The sequence below is a fragment of the Herbaspirillum seropedicae genome, from assembly GCF_001040945.1.
Lineage (GTDB): Bacteria > Pseudomonadota > Gammaproteobacteria > Burkholderiales > Burkholderiaceae_D > Herbaspirillum > Herbaspirillum seropedicae.
In genome coordinates, this window is record NZ_CP011930.1 from 2,651,148 (window position 1) to 2,666,720 (window position 15,573).

A 15,573-nucleotide genomic window follows, 5' to 3' on the forward strand; every position below is an offset into this window, starting at 1 on the left:
ACCCTCAGGACCCGTCATGAACCAGGCAGCCTCGCCGACCTTGCCCTTTGACCCCGCCCGGCATTTCTTTGCCGACAACTTCGTCAGCCAGTTCCGCGCCATCGCCGCAGAGGCGACAGAGACTGGCGCAGAAGCCCGTACCCTGGTGGTGGCCGACGCCAGCGGCGAACGCCGCTTCAGCTTTGCCCAGCTCGACCTGCGCGCCCGCGCCTACGCCGCTGCGTTCCAGCAGCGCTGCCCGCAGGGCGCCCGGGTGCTGCTGGTGCTGGAAAACGATGAACACTATGTGCAGGCCTTCCTCGGCTGCCTCTATGCGGGCATGGTGGCGGTGCCGGTGTTCCCGCCGGAATCGGTGCGCCCGCAACATCTCAAGCGCCTGGCCGGCATTGCCGCCGACGCCCAGGCCGCCTGCGTGGTGTTGCCGGAACCCTTGCGCCAGACCTGCGCGCAAGCGGCCCTGTTCGGCGCCGCCGAGCTGCTGGCGGCAGAGCAGGTGGCCGACGCCGACGCCGTCCACTGGCGCGAACATACGCCGCAGCCGCAGGACATCGCCTTCCTGCAATACACTTCCGGCTCCACCTCAGCGCCCAAGGGGGTGATGGTCAGCCATGGCAACCTGATGGCCAACGAAGCCGCCATCAGCGCCTGCATGCGGGTGCGCGAGGACGACATCTTCGTCACCTGGCTGCCGCTGTACCACGACATGGGCTTGATCGGCGGCCTCTTGCAGGGCCTGGTGCGCGGCCTGAAGACGGTCTTGTGCAGCCCCCGTTACTTCCTGGAGCGCCCGCTGCGCTGGCTGGAGCTGGTGGCGCGGCATCGCGGCACGGTCAGTGGCGGTCCCGACTTTGCCTATCGCCTGTGCGTGGAGCGCATCAAGCCGGCCCAGTTGCCAGGCGTGGACCTGTCGAGCTGGCGGGTGGCCTTCTGCGGCGCGGAACCGCTGCGCGCCGACACCTTCCCGGCGTTCATCGAACGCTTCTCCGTCGCCGGTTTCTCTGCAGACGCCGCCTATCCTTGCTACGGCCTGGCCGAGGCCACGCTCATCGTCAGCGGCGGCCCCCCGCATGGCGCGCACGCTACCGCGTTCCATACCGCTGAACTGGCCGCCGGCCGCGCCGTCGAGGGTGGTCCCGACGATACCCGCCTGGTGGCCTGCGGCGACATCGCCCCGCACCATGAGGTGCGCATCATCGAAGACGGACGCGTGCAGCAGGACGGCGCGGTCGGCGAGATCGAGGTCTGCGGACCCAGCGTGACCCAGGGTTACTGGCAGCGCCCGCAGGAGAGCGCCGCCGCCTTCGTCGAGCGCGATGGCCGCCGCTGGCTGCGCACTGGCGATCTGGGCTTCCTGCGGGATGGCCAACTCTACATTGCCGGCCGGCGCAAGGATCTGATCATCGTGCGCGGCCAGAATGTCTATCCGCAAGACATCGAGCGCGCCGTCGAAGACCAGGTCGAGGCCGTGCGCAAGGGCAGGGTGGCGGCTTTCGCCGTGAACACAGGGGACGGCGAGGGGATCGGCGTGGCCGCCGAAATCTCCCGCGGCATGCAGAAGCTCGCCGCTCCCGGCGCAATCGCCAGCGCCATTGCCGAGGCCGTGGCGCAAGCCAGCCTGGAAGCGCCGCAGGTGGTCATCCTGCTCAACCCGGGCGGTCTGCCAAAGACCTCCAGCGGCAAGCTGCAGCGCAGCGCCTGCCGCAGCGGCTGGCGCAATGGCGAACTGGATGCCTGGGCCATCGTCGAGGAGGGCGAGCTCAAGGCCGGACCCAGCGATGCGCAGGGCGGGGAGCTGCTCGCCGAGCCGCCGCAGGGCGACATCGAAACCGCGCTGGCGGCGATCTGGCAGAGCGCGCTCAAGCGCGCCATAGCTGGCCGGCAGGCCGACTTCTTCCGCAGCGGCGGCAGCTCGCTGGCGGCCATGCAGGTGGTGGCGGCGGTGGTGGATCGCTGGCAGGTGGAGTTCACGCCGGCCATGCTGTTCGCCGCGCCGACGCTGGCCGCCAGCGCGGCGCAGATCGCAGCGCTGCTCGAGGCCGGCGCGCAGGCCGCGCCCTTGCCAGCCTGCGTGGACGGGCAGAGCGAGTTTCCATTGACCCAGGCCCAGCAAGGCCTGTGGCTGACCTGGCAGTTGCAGCCCGACAGCGCCGCCTACAACCTGGCCGGCGTGCTGGACCTGCGCGGCGAGCTGCAGGTCGAGGCGCTGGAAGACGCCCTGTGCGACCTGGCCGCGCGTCACGCTGCGCTGCGCACTCTCTTCCCGCTGCGCGACGGTACACCGGTGCAGCAGGTGCTGGACATCGACGAAGCACGCCCTATGCTCTTGCGCAGCGACCTGCGCCGCCAGCCTGCTGACAAGCGCGCGCAGGCCGCCGCCAGCGCCTTGCAACGCTTCCATGCACAAGCCTTCCGGCTCGACAGCGAGACGCCGCTGCGCGCCATGCTGGTGCAGCTGGAACCGCATCATTTCCGCCTCGGGCTCTGCATCCACCACATCGCCGCCGACGGCTGGTCGCTGGGCATCATCCTCGATGAATTGACGGCTGCCTATGAGGCGCGCTGCGCCGGCGCCGCGCCATCCTGGCCGGCGCTGGAATTGCAGCCGGGCGACTACGCCGTGTGGCAGCGCCAGCGCAGCCAGCCCGGTTCGCCCGAGTTCCAGCGCCAGCTGGACTACTGGCGCGCCCGGCTGGAGGGCGCCCCCGCGCTGCTGCCGCTGCCCACCGACCGTCCCCGCCAGGCCGGTGCGCATGGCGGCGAGGGACAGCACCGCTGGCGCTTGAGCGCTGCGCTCTCCACTGCCTTGCGCAAGCTCGCCGCCAGCCAGGGCGTGACGCTCTATGGCGCGGTGCTGGCGCTGTTCACGCTGGCGCTGCAGCGCCTGTCCGGCCAGTCCGACCTGTGCGTGGGCGCGCCGCTGGCCGACCGGCGGCGTCGCCAGACCCAGGCCCTGGTGGCCTATCTGATCAACGTCCAGGTGGTGCGCACCCGCATCGATGAACGCAGCGATTTCCTCGCCCTGATGCGCCAGGTCCAGCAAGCCGTGCAAGAAGCCCAGGCGCACCAGGACCTGCCGCTGGACGCCCTGATGAGCGCGCTGCAACCCGAGCGCGTGGCCGGGGCCAATCCGCTGTTCCAGGTCAAGTGCACCCAGCAGCAGGCCATTGCCACAGTGCGGCGCATGGGTGGGCTGGACATGCGGGTAGAGCTGCAGGCCAATGCCGAATCCCACTTCGACCTCAGCCTGGACTTCACCGACGCCGACGAAGGCATCGATATCCTGCTGGCCTATGCCCCGGCGCTGTTCGATGCCGAGACGGTGGCCGGCTTCGCTGGACTGCTGCAGGCGCTGGCGCAACAGGTGGTGGCCGCACCGGCGCTGGCGCTGGCCGATCTGCAAGCGTTCCCGCCGGTCTCGGCGGCAGATCAGGTGCTTCAGCCCGCCGAAGACGTGGCCGCCTGCTGGCGTCGGCAGGCGCTGGCCCAGCCCGACGCGGTGGCGCTGCGTTGCGGCGCGCAGTTCATCAGCAACGTCCAGTTGCTGCAACGGGTCGATGCGCTGGCGCAGCGCCTGCACGCAGCCGGCGCCGGTCCCGAGAGCCGGGTTGCGCTCTACGCCGGACGCGATATCGACTTCGTCTGCGGCATGCTGGCCGTGCTCGACACGGGGGCGGCCTATGTGCCGCTGGACCCGCAGTTGCCGGCCGAGAGGCTGGCCTGGCAATTGCAGGACAGCGGGGCGCGCTGGGTGCTGCATGAAGGGCAGAGCGCGCCGGCCTGGCTGGCGCAGGCGGGCGTCCCGTTGCTGTCGCTGGAGGCCGCTGGCACAGCACCGGCCAGCCCCTGGACGCCATTCCCGGTCCATCCCGCACAGGCGGCCTACCTGATCTACACCTCGGGCTCCACGGGGCGTCCCAAGGGCGTGCTGGTCACCCGTGGCGGCTTGGCCAATTACGTGGCGGCGGTGCTGGAGAAGCTGGCGCTGCCCGCGGCGGCACGCAGCATGGCGATGATTTCCACTGTGGCGGCCGACCTCGGCCACACCACGCTGTACGGCGCACTGTGCTCCGGACGGCAACTGCACCTGATCACCCACGACCTGGCCTTTGACCCGGACGGTTTTGCCGCCTACCTGCACGAGCACGCGGTCGATGTGCTCAAGATCGTCCCCAGCCATCTGCAAGCCTTGCTGCACGCCGCCCGGCCAGAGCAGGTATTGCCGCGCCATACCCTGGTGCTGGGCGGCGAGGCGACCGGCTGGCCGCTGCTCGAGCGCATCGCCGCCCTGCAGCCCGCCTGCCGGGTCCTGAACCACTACGGCCCCAGCGAGACCACCGTGGGCGTGCTGGTGCAGGAAGCCGCCAGCGCGTCGCGCCGCGCTGCGGTGCTGCCGGTGGGCAGTGCGCTGGTAGGCGTGCAGGCCTGGGTGCTGGACCGCCAGTTGCGGCGGGCGCCGGTGGGGGCCGTGGGCGAACTGTATCTGGGCGGCGCTGGACTGGCGCGTGGCTATCACGGGCGCGCTGCGCTCACCGCTGAACGCTTCGTGGCCCATCCCTTCGCCAGCGGGCAGCGTCTGTATCGCAGCGGTGACCGCGCCCGCTACCTGGGCGATGGCAGCATCGAGTTCCTGGGCCGCATCGACGACCAGGTCAAGATCCGTGGCCATCGCGTCGAACCCGGCGAAGTGCGCCAGCAGCTCCTGCGCCTGGCCGGGGTGGTGGACGCGGCCGTGCTGGCGCTGCCCGCAGCCGATGACGCACAGCGCCTGCAGTTGCATGGATTCATCGTCTGCGCAGCCGGCGCTGTGGCCGACCCGGCGGGATGGCGCGCCACCCTGGCGGCGGACCTGCCCGATTACCTGCTGCCGACCCTGACGCCAGTGCCGGCCTTGCCGCTGACGGCCAATGGCAAGCTGGACCGCCAGGCGCTGGCCGGCCTGATGGCTGGTGCGATGGCTGCGCCCCAGCAGCAGGTGCCGCAGGTGCAGCAGGCGCATCAAGCCGGCGCACCGCAAGGCGAGCTGGAGCACAAGCTGGCCGCCATCTGGGCCGAGGTGCTCAAGCTGCCGCAGGTGGGTCGCGAAGACAATTTCTTCGAACTCGGCGGTGACTCCATCCTGACCCTGAAGATCGTGGCGCGCGCCCGCAAGGAAGGTCTGCGCATCGCGCCCAAGGCCATGATGGAAAAGCAGACCGTGGCCGCCATCGTCGCCGCCGGCGCGGTGCAGGGCCTGCTGGCCGCCACGCCCGCACCGGCGGTGGTCGCCGCCCCTGCCGATATCCCGCTCACGCCGGTGCAGCACTGGTTCTTCGAACAAGGCTTCGCCACCCCGCAGCACTGGAACCAGTCGGTGCTGCTCAACGCGCCGGGCCTGGATGCGGACGTGCTGCGCCGCGCGCTGGCGCTGCTGGCGCAACGCCATGAAAGCCTGCGTCTGCGCTTCGTGCAGGAAGGCGGGCAATGGCGTCAGCGGCGCGGACCGGCATTGCTGCCGCTGGAGATCATCGATGGCGACGAACCCGGCGCCATCGCTGCGGCGGGTGAACTGGTGCAACGCAGCCTGGACCTGGCCCAGGGGCCGCTGATGGCGGCCGCCTGGATCCGCCTGGATGCGCAGGGCAAACAGGGCCGGCTGCTGCTGGCGGGCCATCACCTGGTGGTCGATGGCGTGTCCTGGCGCGTGCTGCTGGACGACCTGGCCGGGCTCTACCACACCCTGCAACAGGGCGGAACCCCGGCCGAACTGCCTCCGGCGACGGATCTGTACACTTGGTCGCAGGCGCTGCGCGCCCATGCGCAACGTCCTGCGGTGACGGACCAACTGGCCTATTGGCGCAGCGTGGTGGACACGCCCGAGCCGCCGCTGGCCGACGCCACCGCCAACCTGGCCGGACGCGCCGCCGATGCAGGCTTCGTGCTCGACGCCGACGTCACGGCCCGGCTGCTGGCGCTGGGAGCGCATGCCGATCCGGCCGTGCGCGTGGCGCCGCAGGACTTGCTGCTGGCAGTGCTGGCGCGGGTGCTGTGCGACTGGAGCGGACGCGACAGCCTGCTGTTCGAACTGGAAGGCCATGGCCGCGAAGACATCCCCGGCGGGCTGGATGTGAGCCGCGCTACCGGCTGGTTCACTGCGCTGTATCCGGTGCGGCTGGCGCCGGGCGCGACGTCGACGTCCATCCCGTCGGCGCTGGAGGCGGTGCGCGCGCAACTGCGCGCGGTCCCGGCCAATGGCCTGGGCTACGGCCTGCTGCGCTACCTGAGCGGGCAGGGACAGGAACTGGCCCAGGGTGCGCAGCCACAGATCACGTTCAACTACCTCGGCCATTTCGACCATCGCATCGAACCGGCCGGCTGGACTCTGGCCGACGAGTACGCCGGCGCCCAGCGCGCCGCCGACAGCCGCCGTCGCTGCCTCTTCGAGGCCATCGCCCGGGTGCAGCAGGGGCGTCTGCAATGGCAATGGACGTATTGCAAGGACCTGCATGCGGCAGCGGAGATGCGCGCCCTGCAGGAACGGCTGCGCACGGAGCTGATGCGCTGGATAGAGGCGCTGGAGGCGCGTGCAGGTAGCGATGCCGCCTATGCGCTCTCGCCGATGCAGGCCGGCATGTTCTTCCACAGCAGCATGAACGCCGGCGATGGCGCCTACATCAACCAGCTACGCCTGGACCTGGCGGGCGTGGACGAGGCGCGTCTTGAAGCCGTCTGGCGTGAGGCGGTGCGCCGCCATCCCATCCTGCGCACGGGCTTCCGCCAGCAGGGCGACGCGCCCGAGCAATGGGTGGCGCAGCCGGTGCTGCACTGGCGCGTGCTGGACCTGAGCGGCCAGCCGCCGCAGCAACAGGCGCAACAGGCGCAGCTGGAGCAGTTGGAGCAACTGGAGCAACTGGAGCAGATAGCAGCAGCGGAGCTGGCGCGCGGCTTCGACCTGGCGCAGCCGGGCCTGATGCGGCTGGTGCTGGCCAAGATGGGGGAGGGCCGTCATCACCTGATCTGGACCCGTCACCACCTGCTGCTGGATGGCTGGAGCAGCGCCCAGCTGTTTGCCGAGATCGTGCGCGCCTATGCCGGTGAGGAGATCGCCGCACCCACGCTCGCCTACCGCCACTACATCGACTGGCTGCAGGCCCGCGACGGCGCCGCCGCCCGCGATTTCTGGCGGGCCCAGTTGCAGCACCTGGAAGAACCGACCCTGCTGGCCGGGGCCTTGCCGCGACCGCGGGAAGACGCCAGCGGCCACGCCGAGCATCTGGCCGCGATCAGCCCGGCGCAATGGCAGGCGCTCTGCCAGGCCGCCAAGGCCATGCGCATCACCCCCGGCACCCTGTTGCAGGGAGCCTGGGCGCTGGTGCTGCAGCGCTGCTGCGGCCAGTCCGCGGTGGCCTTCGGCGTCACCGTGGTCGACCGGCCAGCCGAACTGGAGGGCATCGAGTCCACGCTGGGGCTGTTCATCAATACCCTGCCGCTGGCGGTGCGCCTGCACGCGGCGCAGGACTGCAGCGACTGGCTGCGCGCCTTGCTGCACCAGAACCTGGCCATGCGCGAATTCGCCCATGCGCCCCTGTACGAGATCCAGCGCTGGAGCGGCCGTGCCGGCCAGGCGCTGTTCGACAGCATCCTGGTGCTGGAAAACTATCCGATGGATGAAGCCATCGGCCGCGCCGCCGACTATGGCCTGCATCTGTCCGGACTGCGCCTGCACGAGCAGACCAGCTATCCGCTGACCGTGGTGGCGACGGTGCAGGACGGCCTGTCGCTGCGGCTTGGCTATGACCGCAGCCGCTTCGGCGCGTACCAGGTGGCGCAACTGGCCGACTGGCTGGCGCAGGCGCTGGTGACGCTGACCACTGGCGGCGCGCGCCTGGGCGATTGCGCCCTGGGCTCGGCCACGCAACGGCAACAGGCGCTGGGCTGGAGCCTCAATGGCCAGCGCTTCGATGGCCAAGAGCCAGTGCATCGCCTCTTCGAACAACAGGCGTCGCGCCGGCCCGACGCCATCGCGCTGCAGGCCGATGGGGCGCACTGGACCTACGGCCAGCTCAACGCCGCCGCCAATGCACTGGCGCGCCGGCTGCAAGCCGCGGGCGTCGGTCCCGACACCGTGGTGGCGCTGCTGGCCGAGCGCTCGGCGGCGATGGTGACGGCCTTGCTGGCAGTGCTCAAGGCGGGCGGGGCCTATCTGCCGCTGGACCCCGACTATCCGGCCGAACGATTGGCCTGGATGCTGGAGGACGCCCGTCCAGTCTGCCTGCTGTCGCATCGCGGACTGCATCGCCGACTGGCGCTGCCGGACACTCTGCTGCTGGAACTGGAAGACCAGTTGCCAGGCAGCCAGCGCGGCGACGAGCCTCAGTACAATCCGCAGCACAACCCGCAGCCGCCGCTGCACGGCGAGCACCTGGCCTACGTGATCTACACCTCCGGCTCGACCGGCCGTCCCAAGGGCGCGGGCAACAGCCATCGCGCGCTGTACAACCGGCTGCGCTGGATGCAGCAGGCCTATGCCTTGCAGGAGGGCGACGCGGTATTGCAAAAGACCCCGTTCGGCTTCGACGTCTCGGTATGGGAATTCCTGTGGCCGCTGATGACCGGCGCGCGGCTGGTCATGGCGCCGCCGGGTGCGCATCGCGATCCGGCTGAACTGGCCGCGCTCATCCGCGAGCATGGCGTGAGCACGCTGCATTTCGTGCCATCGATGCTGCAAGCCTTCCTGGCCTCGGGCCAGGCCGCTGCCTGCACCAGCCTGCGCCAGGTGATCTGCAGCGGCGAGGCGCTGCCGGCGGAGGCGCGCGACCAGTTCTTCGCACTGCTGCCGCAGGCAGCCTTGCACAACCTGTACGGTCCCACCGAGGCGGCCATCGACGTCACCCACTGGACCTGCCAGCACGGCGACCGTGGGCCGGTGCCAATCGGCCAGCCCATCAGCGGCCTGCGCGCCGTGGTGCTGGACGCCGATCTCAATGTCTTGCCCTGCGGCGTGGCCGGCGAACTGTATCTGGGCGGTATCGGCCTGGCCCGTGGCTACCTGGGCCGGCCCGGCCTGACCGCCGAGCGCTTCGTGGCCAGTCCCTTCGGCCAGGGTGAACGGCTGTACCGCACCGGCGACCTGGTGCGCTGGCGCGAGGATGGCCAGATCGACTACCTGGGCCGTCTCGACCATCAGGTCAAGATCCGCGGCCTGCGGATCGAGCTAGGCGAGATCGAGGCGCAACTGCTGGCGCTGGACGAAGTGGAGGAAGCCGTCGTGGTGGCCCACGAGCACGGCGCCGGCCCCGTGCTGGCCGGCTATGTGGCCTCGCGCCGCTGGCAGCGCCAGGACGCCGCTACGCTCAAACAGGCGCTGGCAGCCCGTCTGCCGGACTACATGGTGCCGGCGGTGCTGACCCTGCTGCCGACGCTGCCGCTGAACGCCAACGGCAAGATCGACCGCAAGGCGCTGCCCGCGCCGCGCCTGCACAGCGAAGACTTTGCCTACGCTGCACCGCAAGGCCAGGTCGAGCAGCGCCTGGCGCAGATCTGGCAGGCGCTGCTGGGGCTGGAGCGGGTCGGGCGCTTCGACCACTTCTTCGAGCTGGGTGGGCATTCACTCCTGGCCGCCAGCCTGGTGGCGCGGCTGCGTTACCAAGGAGAGGCAGGGGTAGGCGTGGCCTTGCCCTTGCGCCTGGTCTTCGCGTATCCGCGCCTGCATGAGATGGCGGCCTGCATCGAAGGCCAGGCCGCCATTGCCGCCCAGCAGTTGGCGGCTGCACCTGCGCCGCTGCTGCAACCTGGCCAGCGGGGCGCCCAGGCGCTGCTGTCGCCGGCCCAGCATCGGCTGTGGCTGGTGGACCGCCTGTCAGGCGAGGCCGATGCGGCCGCCTACAACATGAGCGCGGCGCTGATGCTGGAGGGGGTGGTGGACGCGGTGCTGCTGGAACAGGCGCTGCGCCTGCTGGTGGCGCGTCACGACATCCTGCGCACCGGCTTTGGCGAAGACGCCGATGGCAACCCCGTCGCTACGCTGCACCCGTTCGATTTCAGCCTGGAACAGCACGATCTCGCCGCGCTGCCACCGCCGCAGCGCGATCTGCAACTGGACCGCTTGCGCCGCAGCCATGCCGCCGCCCGCTTCGCGCTGCGCCAGCCGCCGCTGCTGCGCGCCGCGCTGGTGAGGCTGGCGTCGCAACAGCAGGTGCTGCTGCTGGCGATCCACCATATCGTTGCCGACGGCTGGTCGGTGGCGCTGATGATGGAGGAGATCGCCGCAGCCTACTCCGCCTTGCAGGAGGGCCGCTCCTATGCGCCGCCGCCGTTGCCGCTGCAATACGCCGACTACGCCGCCTGGCAGGTCGCCGGCGCCGGCAGCCGGATGCTGGAAGACAGCATCGCATGGTGGCGCGACGCCCTGGCCGGCGTGCCAGCGACGCCTTACCTGCCGTCCACGCGGCCACGTCCGGCCCGCGCTACGTATGCCGGACAGCGTCTGCGCATGCACCTGCCAGCGCACTTGCGCAGCGGCGTGCAGGCGCTGGCGCGGCGCGAGGGGGTGACCGCCTATGCGGTGCTGCTGGCCTCGTTCGCCTGGCTGCTACACCAGCGCAGTGGCGCGGGCGATTTCGTGGTCGGCACCGATGTGGCCGGTCGCAGCCATCCAGACCTGGAGCGCCTGGTCGGCTTCTTCGTCAATGTGCTGCCGCTGCGCCTGCGCCCTCAGACGCTCGCGCCCCGGGCCAGCTTCGTGGCCTGGCTGCGCCATTGCGCCGACGTCGCAGTCAACGCCTTCGACCACCAGGAACCGGGCTTTGACCGCATCGTCGAGGCCGCTGGCGTGCCGCGCGAGCGACGCTGGAATCCGCTGGTGCAAGTGCTGTTCGTGTTGCAGAACACGCCACGCGCCGCATTGGCGCTGCCGGGCGTGCGCGCCGAACTGCTGGAGCCGCTGGAGAACTGGTCCAAGTTCGACCTGGCCCTGTTCGTCGAGGACCACGCCGGGGCCGGCGATGCCGCGGATGGTCCAGGCTGGCGCGCCGACTGGGTCTATGCCGATGCGCTGTTCGACGCCGCCACCGTGGCCGCGCTGGGGCGCGACTGGCAGCGCCTGCTGGAACAGGTGCTGGCATCGCCCTGGACGCCGCTGGACGCTGCGCTCCCTTCATCCCCCTCCGATACCAAGGCCGAGGTCCCGTCCCAGGTCTTACTTGATGAGATAACCGACATGACGCTCACATCTTCCTCTGCACCTGCTGCGCCTGCCGGCAATGCAGCAGCCTCCAAGCTCGACAAGCTGCGCAAGCTCAAGGGCAGTCCGGCGATCGCCGCCGAGACGCCGCGTGCGCAGGTGAAAACCTCCTTCCTGCAGGCCGGACGGGAATTCCCGCTGGTGATCGAGCCGGCTGCGGCCGGCCTGGACATGGCCGAGTGGGCCAGGCGCGAGCGCGGCTATATCGCCGACATGCTGTGCAAGCACGGCGGGGTGCTGTTCCGCAACTTCGGACTGCGCACGCCGGCCGACTTCGAGAGCTTCGCCGAAGCCATCGAACCCGAGCTCTACGGCGGCTATGGCGACCTGCCCAAGAACGAAGGCGGCAAGAACACCTACCGCTCCACGCCCTATCCGGAAAAGGAAATGATCCTGTTCCACAACGAGAGCGCCCACATGGAGCGCTGGCCGCGCAAGCAATGGTTCTTCTGCGAGTTGCCCTCACCGGTGGGCGGAGCCACGCCCATCGTCGATTGCCGCGAAGTGTACCGCCGCCTGCCGGCCGAGCTGGCGCAGCGTTTCGAGCAGAAGCAGCTGCTCTACATCCGCACCTTCACCGAGCGCCTGGACGTGAGCTGGCGCGACTTCTTCAAGACCGACGACCGGCGCGCCGTGGAAGCGCGGCTGCAGGCGGCCGGCACGCAATACCGCTGGCTGGCTGGCGACGAGCTGCAGACGCGTACGCTCTGTCCGGCCGTGATCACGCACCCGCAGACGGGCGAGAAGGTGTTCTTCAACCAGGTGCAACTGCACCACATCGCTTGCCTGGACCCCTCGGTGCGCCGCGACCTGCTGGCCATGGTCGGCATGGAGCGCATGCCGCGCCACGTCACCTACGGCGATGGCAGCGAGATCGACGAGCAGACCATGGCGCTGGTCGGCCAGCTCTATGAGCAGTGCGCCGTGCGCTTCACCTGGCAGCAGGGCGACGTGGTGATGCTGGACAACATGATTGCCGCCCACGCCCGCGATCCCTATGAAGGGCCGCGCAAGATCGTGGTGGCCATGGGTGCGATGTTCGAACGCAAGGACCTGCTGACGCCGGCCTATTGAGTATCGAGTATCGAGTAGTGAGTCGCCTCACATGTATCCAGCATCACCCTGACTGAAGGGCGCGGCGAGCCAGCGCCGCGCCTGCTACCGGAGAACCCCATGCATCCACAAGAACAAATCCCCTCCGACGACGTCGGCTTCCCCCTCACCGCCGCCCAGCGCAGCTTGCTGCAGCAGGCGGCCCCGGCGCTGCATCTGCGCCTGCGGCTGCCGGCCGCTCTCGATGCAGCCCGCCTGACGCTCCTGCTGGAGCGACTGGCGCGCCGCCACCAGATCCTGCGCTGCCAGCTGCGCCAGGTGCCGGGCTACCGCGAATTGCGACTGGTCGACGGGCCGCCGACGATCCGGCTGGAAGGCATCGCCCATGAGGACGAGAACGCCATCGCCGCCTGGCGCGCGCAAGCGTTCGGCCAGCCGCAGACCGCGCTGTGGCGCGCTGCGCTGCTTGAGCACGCTGGCCACGGGCAGGGCCGGGAACTCTGGCTGGCCTGCTCGCCGCTGGTGGCCGATTACCGCAGCCTGGCCACGCTGGCCGGTGAGCTGATGCAGCCTGAGCATATCGTGGCCGAGGAAGTGCTGCAGTTCGGCGCCTTCAGCGACTGGCTCGACGATCTGGTCAGTGGCGCCGACAACCGCGACGCCGCCGCAGCGGGCCTGGCCTACTGGCAAGCGCAGGCGCAGCCGGCGGGGGAGGCGGCGCCCTGGCCGGCCAGCCGCCGCAACGGCCTGGCGACGGCAGCACCGCGCATCGAACTGTTCGAATGCGCGCTGGATGCGCCGCTGGCGCAGGCCTTGCCCAGCTCGCCTGCCGCTGCAGCCGAGCGCTTGCATGCGGTCTGGCTGGCGCTGCTGGCGCGCCTGTCGCAGGCATTCGGCGAGGACGGCCCGCGCACGCTGGCCAGCGGCTGGCTGCACGATTGCCGCACCGATGAGCACTTGCAGGACATGCTGGAGGGCGCGGTCGGACGGTTCGAGCGAGTGTTGCCGCTGCGCCTGAACCTGGGACCGCAGGCAGGCCTGCGCCAATGGCAGGCGCAACTGGCGCAGGCGCTGCAGCAGCACCGCGAACAACAGGAATATCTGCCGGAAGGCGCGGCCTTGCCGCTGCTCTTCGGCTGGCGCGACGAAGCCGCGCAGCCGGCAGGATGGGCGACACTGGAATTGCCGGGGCCGCCGCCTGGGGCCGAACTGACGCTGCTGGCGCTGCGACGCCCCGAAGGATGGCGGCTGGCCTGGCATTTCGATACGCAACATTACGGGCGGCAGGAGATCGCCGTACTGGCTGGCCAATACCGCCAGTTGCTGGCGCGGGCGCTGGCGGTGCCGGAGCAGCCGCTGTTGACGCTACCGCTGCATGGCGAAGCGCTGGCCGCCGCCACGCTGGGCCAGACCGAATCCTGCCTGCCGACCTTGACCGTCGCCCAGATGATCGCCCACCGGGCGGCGGCCCAGCCGCAGTCGCCGGCGCTGGCCGCTGGCGGCGCGGTGCTGGACTACGCCGGACTGGAACGGCGCGTGGAGCATCTGGCGCATGCCTTGCGCAGCCTGGGCGTGGCGCCGGGCGACATCGTGGCGCTGCAATTGCCGCGCTGCGCCGAGCTGGTGCTGGCCTTGCTGGCGACCTGGCGCTGCGGCGCGGCCTACCTGCCGCTGGACACCGACAGCCCGGTCGCACGCCGCCAGCAGATCCTGCAGGCGGCCAAGGTGCATCTGCTGGTGATGGAAGCCGGCCAGTCCGCCGAGGGCCTGCCCGCCGATTGCACGGCGGTGGCCTGGGATGAACTGGCGAACAGCCCCGTCCAGGCGAGCGCGCCTTTGCCGGGCAGCCGCATGGACGCGACGGCCTACGTGCTGTTCACCTCCGGCTCCACCGGCGCGCCCAAGGGGGTGCTGATCGGCCACGCCCAGCTGGCCGCCTATGTGCAAGGCGTGACCCAGGCGCTGCGCCTGGACGCCTGCCGCCACTGGGCGCTGACCGGCACGGTGGCGGCCGACCTGGGCAACACCGCGCTGTTCGGCGCGCTGGCCAACGGCGCCTGCCTGCACGTGGCCAGCGCCGAGGACATGCGCGACGGAGAACGCTTCGCGAAATTCCTGCGCCAGCACGGGATCGACGCGCTCAAGATCGTCCCTTCGCACCTGGACGCCTTGCTGGAGACACCAGCCCCATACCTGCCCGCGACCCTGGTGCTGGGCGGCGAAGCCACGGCACCCGCGCAGCTGGCGCGCATCCGCGCGCTGGCGCCGCAATGCCGGGTATTCAATCACTATGGCCCGACCGAGTGTACGGTGGGGGTGCTGGTGCACCGCGCCGCAACCGAGGCTGAGGCTGAGGCTGAGGCTGACCCCGGCGCGAGCCTGCCGCTGACCGAGGCCTTGCCGCATGCCTACGTGCGCGTCCTGGACGCACAGCTGCGGCCGACGCCGGCCGGCGCCATCGGCCAGCTCTGGCTGGGTGGAGCGCAATTGGCGCGCGGCTACCTCGATGCACAACAGGACCGCGAGGCCTTCATCGACGACCCCTGGCTGCCGGGCCGTCGTCTCTATCGCAGCGGCGATCTGGCGGTATTGCTGCCGCAGGGTGGGGTCAGGCTGGCCGGGCGCGCCGACCATCAGGTGAAGGTGCGCGGCTTCCGCATCGAACCGGGCGAGATCGAGGCAGCGCTGCGCACCCAGCCCGGCGTGCGTCAGGCGCTGGTGCTGGCCGCCCCCGACGGCGCACTGGCCGCATGCCTGGCCGCCGACCATGGCCAAGCCTTGCCGGCCTGGCGCGCGGCGCTGGCCGAAGTCCTGCCGGCGCAGATGCAGCCTTCGCGCTGGCTGGTCTTGCCTGAGCTGCCACGGCTGGGCAATGGCAAGGTCGATCGCAAGGCCTTGCTTGAGCAGCTTGGCCGTCAGGATAGCGGCACGCCGGACGTCGTGGCGCAAGCGCAGGGTGCGCTGGCGGCGCTGTTGGCCCAACAGATGGCGCAATTGCTGGAACGCCCGGCCATTGCCGCCAACGAAGACTTCTTCGAACTGGGCGCGCATTCGCTGCTGGTGATCAAGCTGATCGCCCGCATCCGCCAGAGCCTGGCGCTGGAAGCCGCTCCGGCGCTGGTCTTCGACCATCCCAACGCCATCGCGCTGGCAGCGGCGCTGCAAGCCGCTGCCCCTGACCCGGACGCGCTGGAGCGCCTGGCGCAGTCGCGCCTGGAGAGCGCCGCCCCCGCGCAGGCCGATTCCATGAACGCCCTGACTGCCTGATTCCCTGCGCGCCACACCCGGATACCTTACCGATC

The 15,573-nt window shown here is 70.4% G+C and carries 2 protein-coding genes; both read left to right on the plus strand.

Going from position 1 to position 15,573, the window contains the following annotated elements; translation table 11 throughout:
• Positions 1–16: 16 nt before the first annotated feature.
• A complete protein-coding gene (locus tag ACP92_RS11695) occupies positions 17–12,292 on the plus strand; it encodes a non-ribosomal peptide synthetase (protein ID WP_053075621.1) in 12,276 nt (4,091 codons plus the stop codon).
• A gap of 99 nt (positions 12,293–12,391) precedes the next feature.
• Complete coding sequence (locus ACP92_RS11700; protein WP_048348543.1) at positions 12,392–15,538, plus strand: non-ribosomal peptide synthetase; 3,147 nt, start codon at positions 12,392–12,394, stop codon at positions 15,536–15,538.
• Positions 15,539–15,573: the final 35 nt, after the last annotated feature.